This window comes from Ignavibacteriota bacterium, assembly GCA_016707525.1.
GTDB lineage: Bacteria > Bacteroidota > Ignavibacteria > UBA10030 > UBA6906 > JAGDMK01.
Genome location: JADJHP010000004.1, coordinates 495,825 through 519,720, shown reverse-complemented (window position 1 = coordinate 519,720; position 23,896 = coordinate 495,825). Strand labels below are relative to the sequence as shown.

Annotated in this window: 22 protein-coding genes; 19 read left to right on the top strand and 3 right to left on the bottom strand. The window is 61.4% G+C overall.

Annotated elements, in window-relative coordinates:
• Positions 1–35: 35 nt before the first annotated feature.
• Both IPI01_10145 and IPI01_10140 read left to right on the top strand, forming a co-directional pair.
• Positions 36–1,529 (top strand): aldehyde dehydrogenase family protein, encoded by a 1,494-nt coding sequence (locus IPI01_10145; protein MBK7258146.1) that lies wholly within the window; start codon positions 36–38, stop codon positions 1,527–1,529.
• 121 nt (positions 1,530–1,650) lie between these two features.
• Complete coding sequence (locus tag IPI01_10140; protein ID MBK7258145.1) at positions 1,651–3,069, top strand: L-lysine 6-transaminase; 1,419 nt, start codon at positions 1,651–1,653, stop codon at positions 3,067–3,069.
• Here IPI01_10140 and IPI01_10135 read toward each other — a convergent pair.
• Entirely contained in the window at positions 3,055–4,842 is a 1,788-nt protein-coding gene (locus IPI01_10135) for a S8 family serine peptidase (GenBank protein ID MBK7258144.1), read from the bottom strand. The genes IPI01_10140 and IPI01_10135 overlap by 15 nt on opposite strands.
• A 177-nt stretch (positions 4,843–5,019) precedes the next feature.
• On the opposite strand from IPI01_10135, the gene IPI01_10130 reads away from it, so the two are divergent.
• From IPI01_10130 to IPI01_10050, 17 genes are all read left to right on the top strand, one after another.
• The gene (locus IPI01_10130) at positions 5,020–6,981 is read left to right on the top strand and encodes a glycoside hydrolase family 97 protein (protein ID MBK7258143.1); all 1,962 of its coding nucleotides are present in this window, start codon (positions 5,020–5,022) and stop codon (positions 6,979–6,981) included.
• Positions 6,982–7,054: 73 nt separating this feature from the next.
• Positions 7,055–7,897: an NAD+ synthase gene (locus tag IPI01_10125; GenBank protein MBK7258142.1), complete on the top strand. Its 843-nt coding sequence runs from the start codon at positions 7,055–7,057 to the stop codon at positions 7,895–7,897.
• Entirely contained in the window at positions 7,894–8,637 is a 744-nt protein-coding gene (gene rsmI, locus IPI01_10120) for a 16S rRNA (cytidine(1402)-2'-O)-methyltransferase (protein ID MBK7258141.1), read from the top strand. The genes IPI01_10125 and rsmI overlap by 4 nt, the downstream gene beginning before the upstream one ends.
• Complete coding sequence (locus tag IPI01_10115; protein MBK7258140.1) at positions 8,630–8,917, top strand: hypothetical protein; 288 nt, start codon at positions 8,630–8,632, stop codon at positions 8,915–8,917. The genes rsmI and IPI01_10115 overlap by 8 nt, the downstream gene beginning before the upstream one ends.
• Positions 8,905–10,182, top strand: a complete 1,278-nt coding sequence (locus IPI01_10110; protein MBK7258139.1) for an alpha-amylase — start codon at positions 8,905–8,907, stop codon at positions 10,180–10,182. The genes IPI01_10115 and IPI01_10110 overlap by 13 nt, the downstream gene beginning before the upstream one ends.
• Positions 10,183–10,399: 217 nt before the next feature.
• On the top strand, positions 10,400–10,684 hold the full coding sequence (groES, locus tag IPI01_10105; GenBank protein MBK7258138.1) for a co-chaperone GroES: 285 nt from the start codon (positions 10,400–10,402) through the stop codon (positions 10,682–10,684).
• A gap of 46 nt (positions 10,685–10,730) precedes the next feature.
• Positions 10,731–12,377, top strand: coding sequence for a chaperonin GroEL (gene groL / locus IPI01_10100; GenBank protein MBK7258137.1), 1,647 nt, complete (start codon positions 10,731–10,733; stop codon positions 12,375–12,377).
• Between the two features lie 178 nt (positions 12,378–12,555).
• Positions 12,556–13,062: a hemerythrin domain-containing protein gene (locus IPI01_10095; GenBank protein ID MBK7258136.1), complete on the top strand. Its 507-nt coding sequence runs from the start codon at positions 12,556–12,558 to the stop codon at positions 13,060–13,062.
• Between the two features lie 49 nt (positions 13,063–13,111).
• Positions 13,112–13,333 (top strand): DUF2007 domain-containing protein, encoded by a 222-nt coding sequence (locus IPI01_10090; protein MBK7258135.1) that lies wholly within the window; start codon positions 13,112–13,114, stop codon positions 13,331–13,333.
• Positions 13,334–13,525: 192 nt separating this feature from the next.
• Positions 13,526–14,158 (top strand): TetR/AcrR family transcriptional regulator, encoded by a 633-nt coding sequence (locus IPI01_10085; protein MBK7258134.1) that lies wholly within the window; start codon positions 13,526–13,528, stop codon positions 14,156–14,158.
• 8 nt (positions 14,159–14,166) lie between these two features.
• A complete protein-coding gene (locus IPI01_10080; GenBank protein ID MBK7258133.1) occupies positions 14,167–15,102 on the top strand; it encodes an efflux RND transporter periplasmic adaptor subunit in 936 nt (311 codons plus the stop codon).
• Entirely contained in the window at positions 15,102–16,028 is a 927-nt protein-coding gene (locus IPI01_10075) for an ABC transporter ATP-binding protein (protein MBK7258132.1), read from the top strand. The genes IPI01_10080 and IPI01_10075 overlap by 1 nt, the downstream gene beginning before the upstream one ends.
• Entirely contained in the window at positions 16,025–17,344 is a 1,320-nt protein-coding gene (locus IPI01_10070) for a TolC family protein (protein MBK7258131.1), read from the top strand. Before IPI01_10075 ends, IPI01_10070 begins: the two co-directional genes overlap by 4 nt.
• On the top strand, positions 17,341–18,306 hold the full coding sequence (locus IPI01_10065; GenBank protein ID MBK7258130.1) for an ABC transporter ATP-binding protein: 966 nt from the start codon (positions 17,341–17,343) through the stop codon (positions 18,304–18,306). Before IPI01_10070 ends, IPI01_10065 begins: the two co-directional genes overlap by 4 nt.
• A 3-nt stretch (positions 18,307–18,309) precedes the next feature.
• Entirely contained in the window at positions 18,310–19,443 is a 1,134-nt protein-coding gene (locus IPI01_10060; GenBank protein MBK7258129.1) for an ABC transporter permease, read from the top strand.
• Positions 19,444–19,471: 28 nt separating this feature from the next.
• Positions 19,472–20,614, top strand: a complete 1,143-nt coding sequence (locus tag IPI01_10055) for an ABC transporter permease (protein MBK7258128.1) — start codon at positions 19,472–19,474, stop codon at positions 20,612–20,614.
• 51 nt (positions 20,615–20,665) lie between these two features.
• Positions 20,666–21,376, top strand: a complete 711-nt coding sequence (locus IPI01_10050; GenBank protein MBK7258127.1) for a DUF2461 domain-containing protein — start codon at positions 20,666–20,668, stop codon at positions 21,374–21,376.
• 171 nt (positions 21,377–21,547) lie between these two features.
• Here the strand turns inward: IPI01_10050 and IPI01_10045 are convergent, their stop codons facing one another.
• Positions 21,548–22,717: an ABC transporter permease gene (locus IPI01_10045; GenBank protein ID MBK7258126.1), complete on the bottom strand. Its 1,170-nt coding sequence runs from the start codon at positions 22,715–22,717 to the stop codon at positions 21,548–21,550.
• 3 nt (positions 22,718–22,720) lie between these two features.
• The gene (locus IPI01_10040; protein ID MBK7258125.1) at positions 22,721–23,887 is read right to left on the bottom strand and encodes an FtsX-like permease family protein; all 1,167 of its coding nucleotides are present in this window, start codon (positions 23,885–23,887) and stop codon (positions 22,721–22,723) included.
• Positions 23,888–23,896 lie beyond the last annotated feature (9 nt).

Here is a 23,896-nt window from a genome sequence, read left to right as displayed (position 1 = left end):
TCCGGACGGACGCCATTAGAACAAAGGACGAACGTATGGCAAGGAAATTCCAGAATTTCATCGACGGCGCATGGATGGATGCCATCTCCGGGAAGACCTTCGAGAACCGGAACCCCGCGAACTGGGATGAGGTGGTTGGTACCTTTCCGAAGTCGGGAAAGGACGACGTTGAAGTGGCGATCCGCGCCGCACGCCGCGCATTCGAAGAGTGGCGGCTGGTGCCCGCACCCAAGCGCGGCGACATCCTGAAGAAGGTCGGCGACCTGATGGTCGAGAAGAAGGAAGAACTGGCGAAGCTGATGACCCGGGAGATGGGGAAAGTGCTCGCCGAGACCCGCGGCGACGTGCAGGAAGGCATCGATACCGCCTACTATGCCGCCAGCGAAGGGCGCCGCCTGTTCGGCCATACCGTTCCCTCGGAATTGCCGAACAAGTTCAACATGGCAATGCGCGTGCCGATCGGCGTTGCGGGCATCATCACGCCCTGGAACTTCCCGATGGCGATCCCCACCTGGAAGATCTTCCCCGCGCTGGTGTGCGGGAATACGGTCGTGTTCAAGCCGGCATCGGACACCCCTGCCACGGCAACAGCCCTCGTCGAGATCCTCGCCGAAGCCGGCATCCCCGCGGGTGTCGTGAACATCGTGCACGGTGGCGGCGGCGAGGTGGGCAATGCGATCGTCGGCCACGATGAAGTGGACCTGGTGAGCTTCACCGGCTCCACGGTGGTCGGCAAGAAGATCTCCGAGATGGCGTCGGCCACCCTGAAACGCGTCTCGCTCGAACTCGGCGGCAAGAACGCGCAGATGGTGATGCCGGATGCGAACATGGAACTCGCCCTCGAAGGCGTGCTCTGGGGCGCCTTCGGTACCACGGGTCAGCGCTGTACGGCCACGAGCCGGCTCCTGCTGCACGAGAAGATCCATGATGCGTTCGTTGCGGAACTCGTGAAGCGGGTGGAAGCCCTGAAGCTTGGCGACGGCCTGAAGCCGGGCATCGATGTCGGCCCGTGCGTGAACGAATCGCAGCAGCAGACGGTGCAGAGCTACGTGGATATCGGGCTGAAGCAGGGTGCAAAGGTGGTTGCCGGCGGCAAGATCGCGAAGGACGGCGACCTGGCGAAGGGGTGGTTCTACCGCCCAACGGTGTTCACGGGCGTACAACCCGACCACCGTATCGCCAAAGAGGAGATCTTCGGACCGGTCCTGTCGGTGATCAAGTTCAGGACGCTGGAAGAAGGCATCCGGATCCTCAACGACACGATCTACGGCCTCTCGTCGTCCCTGTATACGACGAACATCAATGATGCCTATACGGCCATCCGCGACATCAAGGCCGGGATCACGTACATCAACGCTCCGACCATCGGTGCCGAAGCACACATGCCGTTCGGCGGCGTGAAGCAGACCGGCAACGGCCACCGGGAAGGCGGGTGGACGGTGTATGACTTCTTCTCGGAGTGGAAGACGGTGTACGTCGACTACAGCGGTGGATTGCAGCGGGCACAGATCGACAATTACAAGGACTGATCCCGTGGCGCGCCAACCCCTCTATTTCGTGTCATTGTTCGAGCACAACGAGTTCTTCTAAGTGCCGCTCCTCCTGTTTTCTGACCATTGAACAGCATTCATTCATTGGAGGAGCGACATCATGAAGAAGCGCACAACGACACGTCGCGCGGTGGCCCGTACGGCCCCGCGCAAAGGGAAGGGCGCAGCACCACGCAAGGCCGCATCTGCCCGCCGGCCCCTGAAGTCCCTTGTGGCACCGGATGCAGTGTTCCCCACACTGCGTCAGCATATGCTCATCGACGGGTTCGATATCGTCATCGACCTGAAGAAGAGCCGCGGATCATTCATCGTTGATGCCCGCACGGGCAAGTTGTATCTGGATTTCTTTACGTTCGTAGCTTCGTCGCCGGTCGGCATGAATCATCCGATGATGACGTCGCCGGAATTCCTGAAGAAGCTGGCGTACGTCGCCGTGAACAAGCCCTCGCTCTCGGATATCTACACCAGCGAGCAGGCGGATTTCCTCGCCACATTCTCATGGGTCGCCATCCCATCCTACCTTCCCCATGCCTTCTTCATCGACGGAGGCTCGGCGGCGGTGGAGAACGCGCTCAAGACCGCATTCGACTGGAAGATCAGGAAGAACTTCGCCCGCGGGCACCGCGAAGAACGCGGCCGGCAGATCATTCACTTCCAGGGTGCGTTCCACGGCCGCGGGGGGTATACACTCTCCCTGACCAACACCGATCCGGTGAAGACCGACCTGTTCCCGAAGTTCTCCTGGCCGCGCGTGAATGCGCCCGCCATGCGTTTTCCGATGACGCCGGAGACCACAGCGCTCGTGATGCAGGATGAGGAACGTGCCATTGCGACGATCAAGCAGGCGTTCCACGACAACCCGGACGATATCGCGGCGATCATCATCGAGCCGATCCAGGGTGAGGGCGGCGACCGCCAGTTCCGGCCGGAGTTCTTCCGTGCCCTGCGTCAGCTCGCCGATGAGAACGAGGCGTTGCTCATCGCGGATGAGGTGCAGACGGGTGTCGGCATGACGGGGAAGATGTGGGCGCACCAGCATTACATGCAGCCGGACATCATCTCCTTCGGCAAGAAGACGCAGGTGTGCGGCATCCTGTGCGGAACGCGTATCGATGAGGTGAAGGACAACGTGTTCAAGGTGCCGAGCCGGATCAACTCCACCTGGGGCGGGAACCTGGTGGATATGGTGCGTGCGCAGCGCTACCTGGAGATCATCGAGAAGGAGAAACTGGTCGAGAATGCACGGGTGGTGGGTGCGCACCTGCTGACGCGTTTGCAGGAGCTTGTTGCAGAGTTCCCGGCCCTCTTTTCGAATCCGCGTGGACTCGGGCTGTTCGCCGCGTTCGATGTGGTGACGCCGGAGAAACGCACGGAGATCCGCGAGGCAGCGTTCGACCTGGGGCTCATCATCCTGCCCAGCGGCGAGCGGTCCATCCGGTTCCGCCCACCGCTGAACGTGTCACGCGAAGAGATCGATCTCGGGATCGAGATCATCCGCAAGACGTTAACGAAGGAGTAGCAGCTTCCTGTTGATCACCGACTGACCGCCGTCGATACCGGCGGCGGTCAGCCGGTAGATGTACACACCCGCGGCAACGTCACTGCCCCCGTCGTCCTTCCCGTTCCATTCCGTCCGGTGCAGGCCGCGCCGCACGGTCCCGCTGACCAGGGTCCGCACTCTCCGGCCGATCAGATCGTAGATCGTCAGCGTGACGTTCGCCTCCTGGGGGGCGGCGAACTCGATCCGGGTCCCTGGATTGAACGGATTCGGATAGTTCTGGCCAAGATGGTAGTCGCCGCCTTCAACCGACGGCAGACCATTCGTATCGGTACTCCCCAGGCTGACCCGTGCGGCGAGTGCGTTCAGGATCCCGTACCCCATGAGGTTGTCGGGGGCATTGGCCTTGCTGGCGGTCGACTTCATCGCATTCACGATCGTCATCGGGGGTGCCGTGGGATGCTCTTTCACGAGCAGCGCCGCAACCCCTGCGGTGAGCGGACAGGAGAACGACGTTCCCTGGATCAGCGTGTACTCCGTCGTGTTGGTCGCGCTCGCCACGAACACATTCGTTCCCTGTGCCATGACGTCCGGCTTGATGCGGGGTGGGACCGAGGTACTGGGACCGATGGAACTGAACGATGCGCGTGCACCGGCGGAGGTGACCGCACCGGCGGCGACCACGCTATCGGCGTCGGCCGGGGCGATGAGCGTGTTGTGCGATGCGTTGAATCCTTCGTTGCCCGCGGAGTTCACCACCACGATCCCCTTGCGCACGGCCATGGCCGCGGCGCGCGTGATCGCAGTCGTCCTCCCATCCATGTTCTCCCACGTCCAGCTCGTATACCCGGCATCATAGTCCAGATAGCCGAGGGATGTGCTCGTCACCTGCACGCCCAGACTGTCCGCCCACTCGATCGCACGCACCCACTTGTCCTCCTCTGCCGGCGTTTCGCTGCTGTCGTTCTCGGTGCGCGCAAGAATGTAGCTGGCGCCGTAGGCAGGTCCGATGAGGGCCCCCGGTTTGTAACCGCCAATGGTGGCGAGGGTGTAGACGCCGTGATCGCCGAAGTTCGTGCTCGGATTGGAAGGGACCACGCTGACCTTGTTGTCCACGAAGTCGTAGGTGGCGAGGATGTTCATCGAGGCGAAGGCTTCGTGCGCCGGGAGCCGGAAGCCATTGTCGAAGACCCCGAGGATGACCCCCTGGGCGGAATTGCCGAGGTCATGGATCGCCGGCACGTTGATGGTATTCACCTGCGAGAAGGACGATCCGTAATCCAGGGCGTGGGTACCGGTCTGCTTCTGCACCGATGGGGTCTGCTCGCCGGCAGGCACTGCCGGATCGGGCGAGCGTTTGAAGCCTGTGACCAGGTCAAGGGACGTCACGAACGGGAGTGCCGTGCAGCGTGCGATCTGCTCCCCGGTACCCCGGATGCTCACCGCGTTGAGCCATTTGGAGACCTGTCCCACCGTGACGCCGCGGGCGCCCAGTTGTGCAAGGTATGGTGCGTGCACCGGCAGGTCGGTCTCGTCCACGAGGGCCGAGGCCGGCATCACGTTCATGCGACGGCGAAGCGAGGCTTCGGTGACGAGCGAGGTGGGCACGGCCTTCTTCAGATCGGCCCCGCCCTTGTCGGCGAAATAGACCCATGCGTGATGGATCGCCGACTGCGACGCGTGCGAGATCGCAGCAGAGAGGCGCGGGCTCAGCGTGGCCTGCGGCATGGCAACCTGATACAGGCCAAGGAGAAGGATGGGGATGACCGAACACGCAATGGATCGCCGATTCATGCAGCACCTCCAACGGAAACATATGAGTACACTATAATAGAGCCACTCCTTATAGATACCAAATCGGGGAAGGAGTTGCAAGATGGTTGCGATGGGCGTTTTCGTTGATTGTACGCCCTGCAAAGGCTATATTCCGGCATCACTTCCCACAGGACGTGGACCATCGACAGGCCATCCATGAAGCATTTCTCTCTCTTTGCCTTCCTTTTCTGCTTCGCTGCCACATGCGCCGCCCGCGATATCACGGTGGTTTCGCCCGATACGCGGCTGAAGGCGACCCTCACCGTTGGGACCGGGATCTCGCTGCAGGCGGCCGACGGGAAGGCCCCATTGTTCACCGTGGCTCCGATCCGCCTCGATCTCCGGGATGCCTCTCTGTTCCGTTCCACGCCGCATGTGGCGGAGGTCACCCGGAGCGCCTCAGATACTCTGATCACCCCCGTGATCCGGGAGAGGGCCGCACGGTTGCGCGACCACTACAACGAAGCGGTGGTGAGGTTCATAGGCGGATACGCGGTCACGGTGCGCGTCTACAACGAGGGCATCGCGTACAGGATCGTCACGGACATCGATCGTGACATGGTGATCGATCACGAGCCGTTGGTCCTGCAGTTTGCCCCGGGTGCGGTGATCACCGCACAGTACAACCAGACCTTCTGGTCGGCCTATGAGACGCCGTATCGTGTACGCGCCGCGGACGCGATGCCGGCCGACAGCATGGCGAATCTGCCACTCCTGGCACAGCTCCGGAGCGGGCATCGCATCGTCTTCACCGAAGCACAGATCGCGTCCTACCCGGGACTCTGGCTGAAGCATGTGCGGCAGGGACGGTTGGCATCGACCTTCCCGGCATATCCCACAGTGAGGTTGGAGGGCGATGACCTGTACCGGCGCGGGATGGTCACCGCGCGTGCGACGGAGATCGCACGTACGCATGGCTCGCGGGCGTTCCCGTGGCGTGTCTTCTGCGTTGCGCGCACCGATGCAGAACTCCTGACGAATTCCATGGTGTATCTCCTCGGGGAGCCATCCCGCATGCGGGATCCCTCATGGATACGTCCGGGGTTGGTCACACTCGATTGGTGGGGGCGGCGCAATATCCATGGAGTGGATTTCGTGGGCGGCGTCAATACCCCGACGGTCAGGTACTTCATCGACTTCGCGGCGCGCTACGGGATACGCTACGTGCTGCTCGATGAAGGATGGTCGCCGGATCCCGACCTGCTGCGCGTGTCGCCGGGATTGGATATGGCGGAGGTGCTTGCGTATGCGCGCAGCAAGAATGTGGAGATCCTTCTCTGGGCCGTCTGGTCCACGCTCGAACGGCAGTGGGACGCGGCGTTCGAGCAGTTCTCGCGCTGGGGGATCGCCGGCATCAAGATCGATTTCATGAACAGCGACGACCAGCAGATGGTGGAATTCTATCAACGCTGTGCGGAAGAGACGGCAAAGAGGAAGATGATCGTGATGTTCCATGGCGCGTACAAGCCGGACGGGATGCAGCGCACCTGGCCCAACGCTCCTGTGCGGGAAGGGCTCATCGAGTTCGAACAGAACGGCGTGAACCAGGATGATACGCCGTGGTATCACACCGTGTTGCCGTTCGTGCGCATGGTCGCCGGGGCCGCGGATTATCTGCCGGGAACGGTGCGCAACGCACAGCCGCATGAATTCCGGATGGTCCCCGACCGGCCGATGGGGCAGGGCACGCGCGCGCACACCACGGCGTTGTGCGTGGTGCTCGAATGCCCATTCCGGATGCTGCCGGACAGCCCTTCGGACTATCTGCGGGAGGACGACTTCACCCGGTTCATGACGTCGATCCCCGTGGAATGGGATGAAACGCGGGTGCTGGAGGCGAAGATCGGGGAAGTGGTCGCGGTCGCACGGCGCCACGGGGGCGATTGGTTCATCGGTGTGGTCACGAATGGAAGTGAACGGGATGTGCGGCTCGATCTTTCGTTCCTGGAGCCCGGCCCGCCGTATGTGATGACCTCCCTGGCGGATGGCGTCAATGCGAACACCAGGGCCATCGACCATGTCTTCTCTACCTCGGCGGTGCATACCGGCGATACGATGACGGTGCATCTGGCGAGGGGAGGGGGTTGGGTGGGACGGATAAGATCAATTAAGAATTAAGAACTAAGAATTCTTAATTCTTAATTGGGCCAGTTGCCTTGAATACAAAACGGCGCTTTCGTACCTTTGGCCTATGGAAACAATTGAAAATGTTGAACTAGGCAGCCTCCTCGATCCGTCCATCGTCGAGAAGATCCTCGTCGCTTTTCTCCGCGACGAGACGTCGGTTGCCGGATTCACGAAGGGTGTTCTCGGGCTTTCCGGCGGCATCGATTCCGCCGTGTGCGCTGCTCTGGCGGCACGGGCATTGGGTCCGGAAAACGTCCTGGGTGTCATGATGCCGTACCGGTCGAGCTCGCCTGAAAGCAAAGCGGATGCCGAACTGGTGGCCGGATCGATCGGCATTCGGACAGAACTCGTCGACATCTCGCCGATGGTGGACCCGTATCTCGCCCTGGGAAGTGGCAACGACCGTGTGCGCGGCGGGAACGTGATGGCCCGGGAACGGATGATCATCCTGTACGACATTTCGCAGCGCGAAAAGGGGCTGGTACTGGGGACGTCCAACAAGACCGAGCTGATGCTGGGCTACGGGACGCTCTTCGGGGATATGGCGTCGGCATTGAATCCGCTCGGCGACCTGTACAAGACTCAGATCTGGCAGCTGGCGAGGCATCTCGGACTGCCCGAGAAGGTGATCGACAAGAAGCCATCGGCGGACCTGTGGGCGGGGCAAACGGATGAAGGGGAGATGGGGTTCACGTACGCCGACGTTGACCGGCTCCTCTATTGTATGCTCGACGAACGGCGCACGGATCCTGAACTCCTGAAGATGGGTTTCGCACAATCATTCATCACCCGCGTGCGCGGCATGATCACCCGGAGCCAGTTCAAGCGGCGGCCGCCGGTCATCGCCAAGCTGTCGCACCGGACCATCAACGTCGATTTCCGCTATCCGAGGGACTGGGGCCTATGACGGAGACGATCCAGCCCGGAACGCTGTACGTCGTCTCGACACCTATCGGCAACCTGGGGGATATTTCCCACCGTGCTCTGCACATCCTGGGCACCGTGGATGTCATCGCCGCAGAAGACACGCGCACCTCACGTGTCCTCCTCGAACATTACGGCATCGCCACACCCCTTGTCAGCTATTTCATCCAGAACGAACTCCGTCGTATCCCCGAACTCGTCCAACGCCTGAAGGCAGGTGGAAGCGTTGCCGTGGTGAGCGATGCCGGCACACCCGGTATCTCGGATCCGGCCTTTGCCCTGGTACGTGCCGCGCTGCAGGATGGTGCACAGGTGGTGTCGATCCCCGGAGCGAGCGCCATGCTGGCCGCGCTGGTGGCAAGCGGACTGCCGACCGAGCGGTTCGTGTTTGAAGGGTTCCTGCCGCACAAGAAGGGGCGGAAGACGCGGGTCGGGCAGATCGCCGGTGAACCGCGGACCGTTGTCCTGTACGAATCTCCGCACCGCATCGAGCGCACACTCGGCGATCTTGCTGAAGCAATGGGGGACAGGCGTGCGGTGCTTGCCAGAGAACTGACGAAGAAATTCGAAGAGATGCGCCGGGGGACCGTGCGGGAGCTGTTGGAGGGGGTGCGCAGCGTCCCCCCGCGTGGAGAGATCGTGCTGGTCATTGAGGGTTGCGACCGCCGGCAGGCGGGTGCGCAGGCAGACGGGGGAGAAGAAAAGGAGTCGGACCATGGCTAAGAACGAAGAGCGGTCGGCAGTGACCCTGCGACTTCAGGGGACGCAGCATCCCGTACTCTATGAAGTGAACACGCGCGTCCTCCTGCATGAACTCTCCCAGGAGTCAGGAGACGCCATGACGCTTGCGGACATCCCGGACCGGATCGTGGACGAGTGGTGTGCACTGGGGATCGATGCGGTGTGGCTGATGGGGGTCTGGACCACGGGTGCGCTGGGGCGCCAGCTGGCACTGGATACCCCGGACTGCATGAAGAATACCGGAGGTCGTTGCCCGACGTGACGGCGGACGACATTCTCGGTTCCCCGTACGCGGTACAGGAATACCGGGTCGCTCCGGCGCTCGGCGGCGGCAAGGCTCTCCGTGCGCTCCGCACCCGCCTCGCGAAGAAGGGTATCGGCCTCATCCTGGACTACGTGAGCAATCACACCGCGCGTGACCATGCGTGGGTGAAGCAGCATCCGGAGTACTATGTCCATTCCGATCCGGCACGGAACGGCGCACAGATCACCGACGGGTTCCTGGCGCAGACCGCGGCGGGAGAGTTGATGATCGCGTACGGCCGCGATCCGATGTTTCCCGGATGGACCGATACGGCACAGCTGAATGTGCATTCGAAGGTGGCGCGTGCAGCGATGGTCACACAGCTCGAAGACATCGCGGAGGTGTGCGACGGCGTGCGATGCGATATGGCGATGTTGCTGCTTGCTGATGTGTTCGAGCGGACGTGGAACGACCGGAGCGCGCGTCCGGAGGATGACCGGGCGGAGGGCGAATTCTGGCGTGAGGCCATCGGCCAGGTGACAGCATCCCATCCGGGGTTCATGTTCATTGCCGAAGCGTACTGGAACAGGGAGTGGGACCTCCAGCAGTTGGGATTCAACTACACGTATGACAAGACGCTCTACGACCGCTTGCTGCGCGAGGGTGCCTCCGCGGTGAGGGACCATCTCAAGGCGGATATGGTGTATCAAACGCGCAGCCTCCGGTTCCTGGAGAATCATGATGAGGAACGGGCCGCGCGGATGCTGCCGTCCGAGCAGTGGCAGTTCGCGGCCGCCACCGTCGTTGCCACGGTGCCGGGGATGTTCCTGCTGCACGACGGACAGATGGAGGCACGAAACGTACGGGTGCCGGTGCAATTGCGCCGGCGGGTCGCCGAGATGCCGAATGAACGGAGCCGCGCGTTCTATACGGCGCTCCTCGGGATCATCGATCAACCGGTGTTCCGTGTGGGTGCCTGGCGGATGCTCTCGCTGCGGGCGGCATGGCACGACAACCATACGTGGCACAATTTCATCAGCTACTGGTGGCATGATCCGGTGCACGGCGACAGGCTCGTCGTTGTGAACTATGCTCCGCACAGTGGACAGGTGTACGTGGATGTGCCGCTGGACCTGCTCGAAGGCCATCTCGTCGAGTTCAAGGACCTGCTCGGTGGTGCAACGTACACGCGGGAGCGCCTGGCGCTGCACGCGAAGGGGATGTACTTCGACCTGCCGGGGTATGGGATCCATATCTTTGAAGCGACCGCGGTGGACAAGTAGGGACTGCCGCTGATCATGCTGTTGCTGCACCGGGATCGTTCTGGCACTCCATCTTGTGCCTTCGTTTCCTCTTCCCTCCTCCTTCCTCTGCGTCTCTCCCTCTTGACTTTTTGCCCCGAAATCGTATATTATTAGCACTCAACTGTCACGAGTGCTAACGAAGGAATCATCGCTGTAACTCGTTTATCATCAACACATTACCAAATCAGGAGGAGTTATGAAGCTTAAACCGTTGGCCGATCGCGTGGTCATTAAGCCCTCGCCGGCAGAAGAAAAGACGAAGGGTGGTATCATTCTCCCCGATACCGCAAAAGAGAAGCCGGTCGTTGGTGAGGTCGTTGCCGTTGGTCCGGGCAAAGTGACCGAAGACGGCAAGAAGGTCGCTCCCGAAGTGAAGGTTGGCGACAAGGTCCTCTATGGCAAGTACTCGGGCACGGAAGTGACCGTGGAAGGCGAAGAGTACCTGATCATGCGCGAAGCGGATATCTTCGCGATCGTGTAGTCATCCTGACATCCGAATCTGATTACAATACTACAGGAGAAGTACCATGGCAGCAAAACTCATCAACTTTGACGTCGAGGCGCGGTCCGCTCTGAAGCGCGGCGTGGACCAGCTCGCCAACGCGGTGAAGGTGACCCTCGGCCCGAAGGGCCGCAATGTGGTCATCGACAAGAAATTCGGTGCGCCGACCGTTACCAAGGACGGCGTGACGGTTGCGAAGGAAGTGGAACTGGAGAACCCGATCGAGAACATGGGTGCCCAGATGGTCCGCGAAGTCGCGTCCAAGACCTCCGATGTTGCCGGTGACGGCACCACGACGGCGACCGTGCTGGCGCAGGCGATCGTGCGTGAAGGCCTGAAGAACGTGGCAGCAGGTGCCAACCCGATGGACCTGAAGCGCGGCATCGACATGGCCGTTGCAAAGGTGATCGAAGGCCTGAAGCAGCTCAGCAAGCCGGTCGACAAGACCAGCAAGAAAGAGATCGCCCAGGTCGGCGCCATCTCCGCGAACAATGACAAGCTGATCGGCGATCTCATCGCGGATGCGATGATGAAGGTCGGTACCGACGGCGTCATCACGGTGGAAGAGGCGAAGGGCACGGACACGAACATCGAAGTGGTCGAGGGTATGCAGTTCGACCGCGGCTATCTCTCCCCGTACTTCGTGACGGATGCGGAGACGATGGAAGCGGTGCTCGAGAACGCAGTGATCCTGATCCACGACAAGAAGATCGCGGCGATGAAGGACCTCCTCCCGATCCTCGAGAAGGTCGCCCAGACAGGCTCACCGCTGCTGGTGATCGCGGAAGACCTCGAAGGTGAAGCACTTGCCACGCTGGTCGTGAACAAGCTGCGCGGCACGCTGCGGGTGACCGCGGTGAAGGCGCCGGGCTTCGGCGATCGCCGCAAGGCCATGCTCGAAGACATCGCCATCCTCACGGGCGGCACGGTGATCTCCGAAGAGCAGGGCTACAAGCTCGAGAACGCCACGCTCAGCTATATGGGCCGTGCGAAGAAGGTTGTTGTCGACAAGGACAACACCACGATCGTCGAAGGCGCCGGCAAGAAGGAAGACATCAAAAAGCGCATCAACGAGATCAAGGCACAGATCGAGAAGACCACCTCCGACTACGACCGCGAGAAGCTCCAGGAACGTCTGGCGAAGCTGTCGGGTGGCGTGGCCGTGCTGAAGATCGGTGCCGCGACCGAAGTCGAGATGAAGGAGAAGAAGGCCCGCGTTGAGGATGCGCTGCATGCAACCCGCGCTGCGGTCGAAGAGGGTATCGTCCCCGGCGGCGGCGTCGCGTATCTGCGTGCGGCGGCAAAGCTTGTGGACCTGAAGCCGGCCAACGACGACCAGGCCACCGGTATCGAGATCATCCGCCGTTCGGTGGAAGAGCCGATCCGTCTGATCGTGGAAAACGCCGGTCACGAAGGTTCCGTCGTCGTGAACAAGGTGAAAGAAGGCAAGGACGATTACGGATTCAATGCCTTCAGCGAGCAGTATGAGAACCTGATCGCGGCCGGCGTCATCGACCCGACCAAGGTTGCCCGTACGGCGCTGGAGAACGCGGCATCGGTGGCGGCGCTGTTGCTGACCACGGAAGCCACGATCGTCGAGAAGCCGAAGGAAGAGAAAGCCCCTGCAATGCCTCCGGGCGGCATGGGTGGCGGCATGGGCGACATGTACTAAGCCCACGCGCAGTACGCTGTACGCAGGCCCCCGGCGGGATGACCGCCGGGGGCTTTGCTTTTCCGGGAAATGGAGAGGCTGGACGACATAGGGTGGCATTGTGGGATGGGAGGAACAACGGGAGAGCGGGTGGCGTTGTCACTACGAGGGCACACACACATTTCCTAAGGGAGAGATCATGCCGACGACCATCTTCGAATATCTTGCCGATGACCATGCGCGGCTGGAGAGGCTGCTGACGGCAGCGGCCGTCGGCGCCGGCCCGATCGTGATGGCTCCCTATGAGGAGTTCCGGCGCGGGTTGCTCCGTCATATCGGGATCGAGGAGCGGATCCTCCTCCCGGCGATCATCCATGCGCAGGGTGGCGTGCCATCGGCCGACGCCGAACGGCTCCGCCTCGACCATGGTGCCATCGTCGCATTGCTGGTGCCGCCGCCGGATGCAGCCATCGTCCGCACGATACGCTTCATCCTCGGGCCACACAATGTGCTCGAGGAAGGCGAGGGTGGCGTCTACAGCGTCCTGGATGATCTCGGTGAGGTCGATACGGCGGCGCTCGTGGAGAAGATAAGACATGCTCCTGATGTGCCTGTGATGCCGTTCAATGCACGGCCCGAGGTGCTCGAGGCGACACGCAGGGCACTCGCCAGGGCAGGGTACACGTTGTTGGAAGACGCAGGTTGACATTGGGAAGGTGCAAGCGTACCATGTTGTGCAAAGACGGAGGCCACCGATGGACACTTCACATGTGATGACCCTGCGGACGTTCCCGAATGAGATCGATGCGGACATCGCCAGGCAACACCTGGAATCCGCAGGTATCACCGCGTTCGTACGCAAGGACGACTACGGGGGCTTTCAACCTGCATTGCAGCTGGTCCGCGGCGTGTTGTTGCAGGTCCTGGAAAAGGATGCGGTGGAAGCCGAAGAGGTGCTGGCTTCGCTCGAGATATGATGGACGCTTCCGCCTCCCATGCGACCGCCGCCTGGATCATGTTTGCCCGGCGGGTCGAAGATTCTTCTTGACATACGGCCAAGGAAGTGGTATATTGGAAACCAGAGAAACGAATGTCGTTTCCGTTGGAACTCCCACCAACGGATTTTTGTTAAGGTTTAGGAAACCGAAGAAACTAACGGAGTTTCCATCGTGGCTGAACAGGAAGATGTGTCGTCAGCAAAGAACCGGATCATCGAGTATGCCATGCCCCTGTTCTCTCAATCAGGCTTTTCCCGCGTGTCCGTCGAGGAGATCACCTCGGCACTCGGCATGAGCAAAAAAACCTTCTATAAGTATTTCGAAAGCAAAGAGGATCTCGTCCATCAGATCGTCCTCCGGATCACGGGTGAGATCGGACTCCAGATCGATTCGATCGTCACAACCGACCATCCATTTGTGTTGAAACTGAACGCACTCATCTCCGTTCTTCATACCCGATTCTCAAAATTCAGTACTCCCATGCTTCGCGATGTGCAGATCCACGCCCCGGGAACCTGGGCGTACATCCAGGAGTTCAGAAGAACGAAGATCATCGCTGTGTGGGGCAGGCTCATCGAACAGGGCCAGCGTGAAGGCTTCATCCGTCCGGCGATCGATCCCCGCCTCCTCCTCCTCTCGATCATTGGCGTTGTGGAATCCGTCGTCAATCCCCAGACCCTCGCCAACGAGTCGTTCTCCACCGAGCAGGCAATGAAGGGGATCATTGATATGCTCTTCCGGGGTATCCTCACCGATGCCGCAGTTCGCGAAATTGAATCTCTTCATGTGACACAACTCCTATAGGATCAGTCATGCGTCCATTCTTCCTGCTGTGCGCTGCTTCGATCGCCCTTATCGCTTCCGGGTGCTCCGGCAATGGCAACGGTTCGATCGAGGCCTCCGGTACCATCGAAGGAACGGAGATCAACGTCGCCGCCGAGGTCGCCGGCCGCATCCTCGCCGTTCCGGTGAATGAGGGTGCACGCGTGAACCGGGGTGATACCCTCGCCATCATCAATGATGAAGAGTACCGTCTCCAGCTGAAACAGGCGGAAGCCAATCTGGCTTCTCTCGAGGCCGCCTTCCGGCTCGCGGCCGCAGGGTCGAGAAAAGAAGACGTGATCCAGGCAGAGGCCGCGTACACTTCGGCGAACGCGGACTACCAGCGCATGAAGGAACTGCTGGCCTCCGCCACGATCACCCAGAAACAGTACGACGACGCCTACGCCCGCTATGTTGCGGCCGACCAGACGTACCGGAAGGCAAAGAGCGGCCTCCGCCCCGAAGAGATCAACGGCGCACGCGCCCGGCGTGACGGCGCGGTAGCACAGGTGGACCTCCTGCAGAAGCGCATCCGCGATTGCGCCGTCCTGGCTCCCGCACCGGGGACGCTCACGCTCCGCGCCGTGGAACCCGGCGAGCTGGTCGGCATGGGGAGCAATATCGCACGGCTGACCTACCTGGACCGCGTGAAGCTGACGATCTACGTGAATGAGGCGGACCTCGGACGCGTGGCGCTGGGGCAGGGCGCCGATGTGACGATCGATACGTTCCCCGGCAAGCCCTTCGCTGGACGCGTGGTCTCCATCTCGCCGAACGCAGAGTTCACGCCGAAGAATGTGCAGACCAAGGAAGAACGCACGAAACTCGTATTCGCAGTGAAGCTCGAGATCGAGAACCCGGAAGGCTCCCTGAAACCCGGTCTCCCGGCTGATGCCGTTCTCCGTACGGCCGGGAAAGCGCAGTGATGAACGCCGCCATTGCCACGAGCCAGCTCTCGCGGTCGTTCGGTCCGCTCCAGGCGGTCCAGAACGTCGACCTGACCGTCCACGAAGGGGAGATGTTCGGCATCGTCGGGCCGGATGGGGCCGGGAAGACCACGCTGATCCGCCTGTTGTGCGGGATCCTTGCGCCCACCTCGGGTACAGCACAGGTTCTCGGCAAGGATATCCTGACGGATGCCGATGCGGTGAAGCGTGAGATTGGCTATCTCTCCCAGCGGTTCTCGCTGTACGGCGATCTGACGATCGACGAGAACATCGAGTTCTTCGCCGAGATCAACGGCGTGTATGACTTCAAACCGCGCAGGGAGGAACTCCTTGCGTTCACCCGCCTCACGCCCTTCCGCACGCGGCTCGCGGAGCGGCTGTCGGGGGGCATGAAGCAGAAGCTCGCGCTCGCGTGCACGCTCATTCACACACCACGCATGATCTTCCTGGATGAACCCACAACGGGGGTGGACCCGGTCTCACGCCGTGATTTCTGGAAGATCCTGCAGAGTCTCCTGGGACAGGGGATCACGATCGTGATGAGTACGCCCTACCTGGATGAAGCGGAACGCTGCACGCGGGTCGCCCTGATGAACAAGGGAGGGCTCATGCGTGTCGCCACCCCCGCGGAACTCAAGTCGTCCATGACGGGGACCGTTGTGGAGATCGCCTGCGACCGGGTGCGTGATGCATTCCGGATCCTGAAGGAGAAGCGTCCCGCCCTCGAGGTCCAGGCATTCGGCGATAGGATCAATGTGGTGCTCCGGAATGCAACGATCGAACTGCCGGATGTCGAGCAATTGCTGGCCGGTGCGGGGATCGTGACGGCCTCGCGCCGCACGATCGCCCCCTCACTTGAAAATGTCTTCATCTCCCTTTTGACACATACCGAAGGTGCTGTATGAAACGCAGTCTGCTTCTCCTGATGCTTCTTCCGGCGCTGTCGCTTGCCGGCCGGGGCCCTGGCCTCACGCTCGATGACGCCATCGCTGCGGGACTTTCGCAGAGCCGCACGCTCCGCGCGTCAGCGGCCCGGGCTGATGCCGCCGAAGCCCGTGCCGGCGAGGCACGTACCACCCGCCTGCCGATGCTGAGAGGCGAGGCCTCCTACCGCCGACTGAGCGAGGTCGATCCGTTCCAGATCCAGCTTCCGGGTGCAGCCAAACCCATCGAAATCTCGCCGGTGGTCCTGAACAACTCCTCGTTCCGCGTCAGCCTGCAGCAGCCACTCTTCACCGGCTTCCGCATCAGCAACAGTATCGAAAGTGCTGAACGGGGAGCGGAGGCGGCGGGATGGGACAATGTGAACGACAGGGCGGACCTGGTTCTCGCCATCACGTCGGCATACTGGTCGCTGTACCAGATGAGGGAGGTCGAACGCTTCGCCGGCGAGAACGTTGCGCGCCTGGATCGCTACCTCGGCGATGCCCGGAAATTGATGCAGGCCGGGCTGGCGACGCGGAACGATGTCCTGAAGATCGAGGTCCAGTTATCCAATGCACACCTTGCGCAGATCGATGCGGAAAACGATGCGCGCCTTGCCGCGATGAATCTCAACACGCTCCTCAGCAGGCCTGTCGACATGCCGGTGGACCTGCTTTCGAGGCCGGCCGATGACCCGCTGACGTCGCATCCCCCCACAGATTCACTCACGAAGGCGGCGCTGGCCGGACGGGCCGATCTGCAGGCATGGCGCGCACGCGTGGAGGCATCACGGGCCGGTCTCGGCGCCGCGCGGGCCGGATGGTGGCCCCAGCTTGCCCTCAGCGGCAATTACGTCTATGCCCGTCCGAACAGCCGCATCTTTCCGGTCAAAGATGAATTCCAGGGGACGTGGGATGTCGGGGTGGCGCTGAGCATGGACCTCTGGAACTGGGGCATGACCGCACGTCAGACCGAAGCCGCCGAAGCGGCCGTTCGCCAGCAGGAATATCTCTCTGCCCAGATGGAGGATGCCGTTGCGCTTGAGGTGAACCGTGCCGCATTGCAGATGAACCGCGCACGCCAGCGGGCAGAAGTAGCGGCGCTCGCCCTCGGACAGGCGGAGGAGCAGTCGCGTACCACGGAACAGAGGTTCACAACGGGCCTGGCGACGGCCACCGACCTGCTGGATGCTGAAGTATCGCTGCAACAGGCGAAGACGACACAAAGCGGGGCCCGCGTGGAATGCGAGATCGCCCGGGCACGCCTCACACGCGCACTGGGAGTGGCCACACCATGAGCGAGCTTGCGATCGAAGTCCGCGACCTGACAAAACGCTTCGGCGCATTCACGGCGGTCGACCGGGTCTCGTTCTCCGTCAAGCGCGGCGAGATCTTCGGGTTCCTCGGCGCCAACGGCGCAGGGAAATCCACGACGATCCGCATGCTGTGCGGGCTCCTGCAGCCCACCTCCGGCACCGCCACGGTGGGCGGCTTCGATCTGCTGACACAGACCGACCGGGTGAAGCAGACGATCGGGTACATGTCGCAACGGTTCTCCCTGTACGATGACCTCACCGTCGAACAGAATATCCGGTTCTTCGGCGGTGTGTACGGATTGGAAGGAGAACGGCTCCGCGCACGCATGGACTGGGTCCTGGGCATGGCGGACCTCCGCGGGCGTGAGGGGAGCCTCACGCGGACACTCTCGGGCGGATGGAAACAGCGCCTTGCACTTGGCTGCGCCATCCTGCATGAACCGCAGATCGTTTTCCTGGATGAGCCGACAGGCGGTGTGGATCCCATTTCGCGGCGCAATTTCTGGGAGCTCATCAATCGCTTGTCAGCCGATGGGGTGACCGTCCTCGTCACCACACACTTCCTCGATGAGGCCGAATACTGCAACGATATCATCCTCATCAATGCCGGAGCGCTGATCGCTTCGGGAAGTCCGACCGAGCTGAAGACCGAACACATCCGCACGCCGCTGCTGGAAGTGTCCATGCGCGACGGTGAGATCGTGGACGCGCTCGAAATGATCCGTGTGGAACCGTGGGCCATCGAAACGTCGGTCTTCGGGACCACCCTGCATGTGATGGTCGCCGATGAGGAGCACGGCAGGGCGGCGATCGTGCGCACGCTCGGTGCACGGAACATGAAGGTGGCGGGCATCGAACGCATCATCCCGTCGCTCGAAGATGTGTTCCTGTACCTTCTCGACCATGATGCCGCTCAGCGTGCATCAGAACACAGGCAAGGATAGCACATGACGCTCTTTCGCAGACTCAAGCCGGTCATCGTCAAAGAATTCCGGCAGATACGGCGGGATCCGACATCCCTGGGGATGTTGCTCGTTCTTCCCGCGGCAATGATCATCCTCGTGGGCTATGCCCTGAACTTCGATGTGAAGCACGTTCCGCTTCTCGTGATGGACCAGAGCAAGACCCCGGAGAGCCGGGAGTATCTGGCCATGTTCCAGCATTCGGAGCTTTTTGCACTCACCGGCACCCCGTCCACGTACGAAGAGATCGAAGAGGCGTTCCTCCATGGAGAGGCGAAGATCGCCATCGTCCTCCCCCCGGATTTCGGGCGCGACCTGCTGGCCGGACGCGAAGCCACGGTGCAGATGCTCGTGGACGGCGCGGATGCGAACACGGCCGGACAGGCCATGGGGAACGCTGTCCGTATGACGATGGACTACTCGAACATGATCCTGCTGGCCGCATTGCAGCGCGCGGGCCGCAGTGCCTATGTGCCGGTGGAGCTCCGGTCGCGGATCTGGTACAACCCCGACCTCGTCAGCTCGCGGTTCCTGGTCCCCGGACTCATCGGCTTCATCATCATGCTCACGGGCGTGATCGCGACGTCCATGACCGTCGTTCGGGAGAAGGAACGGGGGACGATGGAACAGATCATGGTCTCGCCGCTGCAGCCGATCGAGGTCATCCTCGGGAAGACCCTTCCGTACATGGCGATCTCCCTGGTCTCCGCCACGTTCATTCTCGTCCTTGGCTATCTGCTCTTCGCGATCGAGGTGAAGGGCGGAGTGCTCCTCCTCTACGCGGGTATCACGATGATCATCCTGGGCGCGCTCGGACAGGGGCTCCTGATCTCCACGATCACGGATTCCCAGCAGGTGGCGTTCATAGTCTCGGTCTTCTCGTCGCTCCTGCCCTCGTTCCTGCTCTCCGGATTCGTCTTCCCGGTCGCCAGCATGCCCGTGGTGCTGCAGGTGGTCTCCAATATCTCCGTAACGAAATTCTTCCTGGTCGTTGTCCGCGGTGTGATGCTGAAGGGGGTGGGATTCGGTGCGGTGTGGGAGCAATTCGTGTACATGGCGATCTTTGCGCTCATCACGCTCGGCATCAGCGTGAAGCGCCTGCAGAAACGCACGTTGTGAACGGTCCATCAGTACGGGAACCCATCCTATGAAATTCAAACGCAGCCTTGCCGTCGTCCTCGAGATCGTCCGGAAGGAATTCTATCAGATCCGGCAGGACAAGCGCATGCTCGGGCTCTCGATCATGGCGCCGGTGGTTCAGGTCATCCTTCTCGGCTATGCCGCCACGACGGATATCAAGAACACGACCATGGTGGTGTGCGACCAGGATCGTACGGCCGAAAGCCGTGCATTCATCAAGACCTTCACATCCTCGGGGTACTTCCTTCACGGGTACGATGTGACAACGCCGGACGAGGTGGACCGGTACATCGAGGACGCGCGTGCCACGATGGCGCTGGTCATCCCCCGGGGGTTCGCGGGGGACCTGCTGACGCGCCGGACCACCACGGTGCAGATCGTGCTGGACGGGACGGATGCGAATACCTCGAACGTCCTGCTTAACTATGCCATTCAGATCGTCGGCACATTCTCGCAGCGCATCCTGCTGGAGAATGCCAGTGCGATCCAGGGGCGCTCGACCGCCCGGGTCCTCCCCGAACCGCGGGTCTGGTTCAATCCGGACCTGAAGAGCACGAACTTCATGGTCCCGGGGGTCGTGGGGCTGGTGCTGATGATCATCACCATGACCCTCACGTCGCTCGGGATCGTCAAGGAAAAGGAGATCGGCACGATGGAGCAACTGCTCGTTACGCCGATCAAACCGTACCAGCTGATCATCGGGAAGCTCATTCCGTTCACCATCATCGGCTTTGCGGATGTCCTGATCGTGCTGGCGCTCGCGCACTACTGGTTCAACGTGCCGATGCTCGGCAGCCTGCCGCTCCTCTTCGTCCTGAGCGGCTTGTTCATCATGACGACACTCGGATTGGGGCTTTTCATTTCCACCATCGCGCGGACGCAGCAGCAGGCGATGCTGATCGCCCAGTTCTTCTTCTTCATGCCGTTCATGTTCCTTTCCGGATTCACGTTCCCGATCGCGAACATGCCCTCCAGCATTCAGCTGTTCACGTATATCATCCCTCTGCGCTACTTCCTGGATATCGTCCGGGGGATCTTCCTGAAGGGGACGGGCCTCGGAGAGCTCTGGCCGCAGGCGGCTGCGCTGTTCGGGCTGGGTGTCGTGATCTTCTCGCTGAGCGTCGCGCGATTCCAGAAGAAGCTGGAATAATTCCCGGGAAATGCCGATGTTGGAACTCCCTGTTCACAACCCGGAGCTTCGATGACCCCGCATCCATTGGAAGATCTGCTGTATCCTCCGTTCGCCGGCTTCCCACCCGAGGCGTTGTCGTTCTTCCGCCGCCTGAAGCGGAACAACAACCGTCCATGGTTCCAGAAGCACAAGGACGACTACGAGGAGAACGTCCGGTTCCCGATGCAGTGTCTCATCGCAAGTCTGGGCCCTCGCATGGCGGATGTTGCGGCGGATTTTGATTTCAACCCGAAGAAGTCCATTTTCCGGATCTACCGGGATACCCGCTTCAGCAACAACAAGACGCCGTACAAGACCAACATCGCCGCGTACTTCCAGGCACGGGGCAAGAAAAGTCCGGCGGAGCGGCCGGGCCTCTATGTGGGCATCGAACTCGGCGAGATCTTCATCGGGGGAGGGCTCTATATGCCCTCCGGCGAGCAGTTGAAGAGCATCCGGAAGTCGATCGCGGAGCATCCGGACGACTATCTCTCGGTGATCGAGGATCCGGCCTTCACAAAGATGTTCGGCGAGGTGATGGGAGACAAGCTGGTGAAGGCTCCGCTCGGGTATCCGAAGGACCATCCGATGATCGTCCACCTGCGCCTGAAGCAGTTCTTCGTGGGGAAGGAATTCGGAGAGGGGGAGTGCCTCAAGCCGCGGTTCGTGGATACGGTAGCGAAGTACTGCACGGGGGCGATGCCGATGATCCGATGGCTGGAACGTGCAGTGAGGGGTTGACATGGGGAGGGCAGAAGCCCCGGGGTGGCGACGAGAAGACGGTATGTGCGGGAGCGATCAGGTGGATGTGTATGGAGCATGTACCCAAACGAAACAGGCGCCGGAGATCTTCCGGCGCCTGTGATGTTCCTATGGCGTTTGTGCTGCGGTCCCGGTGGGGACCTGAACAGGTTACGCAGACCGCAGCGCTGTCAGGATATTGAGTCTCGATGCGCGTACCGCCGGCAGGAACCCGCCCACGATCCCCATCACCACCGCGAAGATGAGTGTCGAGACGATGATATCCGGCGCGAGAGCAAAGCCGAACGCCAGTTCGGAGAAGGTGCCGAAATTCGTGGTCGAGATCTTCACCAGCGACATGAATGAGGCCAGCGCCACGCCGAACAGCCCGCCGATCAGCGACAGCAGGATCGATTCGATGAGGAATGCGCTGAGCACACTGCGGCGGCGGAAGCCCAGGGCGCGGAGCGTGCCGATCTCCCGCGTCCGGTTCGCGACCGCGGCATACATGGTGATCATGGCGCCGATCATTGCCCCGATGCTGAAGATGACGGTGACGACCAATCCGAGCCCCTTGATGAAGCCCGACATCGCCTGGGACTGTTCGCGGTAGAACACCTGTTCGCGTTTCACTTCGGTGTACGACGTGCGCGGATCCTGTTCGATACGAAGCTTGAGGGCGTCGAATTCCTCGGCGGACCGCAGGCGCAGGAGGACGATGGAATAGACCGGACGGTTGAACGCGGCCATGATCTGGTTCGCGTCGCCCCACACCTCGGAATCGAATGCCGTCCCCTGCCCGTCCACCACTCCCACGATGGTCCAGAATGTCCCTCCGAAGGCGATGCGGTCACCGATGGACGCATTCTGGAACTGCTCGTTGATGCTCGTGCCGACGACAACCTCCTGCGTCCCGAACGTGAACCAGCGGCCCTCCTTCAGCGTGACCTGCGGCCGGAGTTCCTTGGCCTCCGGGGAGACGCCCCGGACGGAGATGTTGCCCATGTCGTTGGAGCCGCGCTTCCGCATATTGATGACCACGAAGGTCTCCGTGGACGCGAAGGGTTTGCCGTCCGGCAGGAGTGCGACCTCCGGGAAGGTCTTCATGATGTTGGCATGCTCGCGGTCGATCTGGCTCACCAGTTCCGAACTTGCCGATTTCCGCAGGATGATGGCGTTCTCCGGAGAGCCGGTCTCGATCATCGTGTTCTCCACGCCGCGCGAGAGCATGAGCACGGCGGCGAAGACGAACGCAACGAGCGTCAGGCCGGTCAAGGTCAGTGCTGTGGTCAGCCGGCGTGCCCAGAGGCTCCGCCATGTGTAGGAAAATGGTATCTTCATGGCCTATCCGATGGCACGCAACCCCTCGGCGATGCTTGTCCGGAGGGTGCGGATGGTGGGGAACAGTGCGGCGATGACGCCCGCCAGAGCAGCCACGATCGCTGCCAGGATGATCGTGACGGTCTCAACGTTGAATACCGGGAAGAACGTCGGGAACATCTGAGCGAATGCCGCGGAGAGCGGGAATGTCAGCACCAGGCCGAGTATGCCGCCAATGCCGGCGATCAGCAGCGATTCGCCGCCGATCAATCCGACGATATGCCCCGGGGAGAAACCGATGGTCTTGAGGACCGCATACTCCGTGGTGCGTTCGCGGGAGGCCATGACGATCGTGTTGGCCAGGACGAGCAGGATGATGCCGATGATGATGAAGGAGACGATCTCCAACGAGCGGATGATAGCACTGGACATCGAGACGAACCCTTGCTGGAACTCCCGCTCGGATTCGGTCTTCGTGCCCGCCTGGCTGTTCACGTATTGCTCGTCCACGGTCTGCGCGATGGAGGCCATCTTCGATGCATCGGTGGCCAAGAAGATATACCAGCCGATCTGGCCATCGCGGCCCGGTTGGAGCTCGCGCACGCGTTCGTCGAGGTATTTCCAATGGAAGAACATCTGGGTCTCATCCGTGCTCTTGTCGCGACCGTTGTAGATCGCCCGGACCACGAAGTCCCACCGTCCGGGATAGATGTCGCCATCGACCGTGATCACATCGCCGATCTTGAATCCGTGCTGATCCGCGATCTTCTTCCCTACGATGCAGGAGTTCCGCTCCTGCGTGAAGACCTTCATCTGGTCCGGCGGGACGATCAGTTCCGGATAGACCTGAAAATAGGTCTCGGGATCGATGGCAAGCCGGGGGAAGAAATTCTTGAAATCGGCCGGATCCTTAAACACCCCGCCGAACCAATTCGCCCAGGTGATCTCGGCGATCCCGGGAACCCTGGCGATCTGGTCCCGGTACGCATAGGGGAGCGGGAAGATGAACGACACCGCGTTGCGCGTGATCATGCGGTTCGCGGCGGATGCTTCCACGCCGTAGGACCAGGCGGTCACGACCGTGCGGAGGAAGCCGAACGACATGACCGCGACGGCGATGCCCGTGATGGTCAGGAGCGTCCGCAGCTTGTGCCGCAGAGCATTCTTGAAGACGAGTTTGAGGACGAACATGGGTGCGCT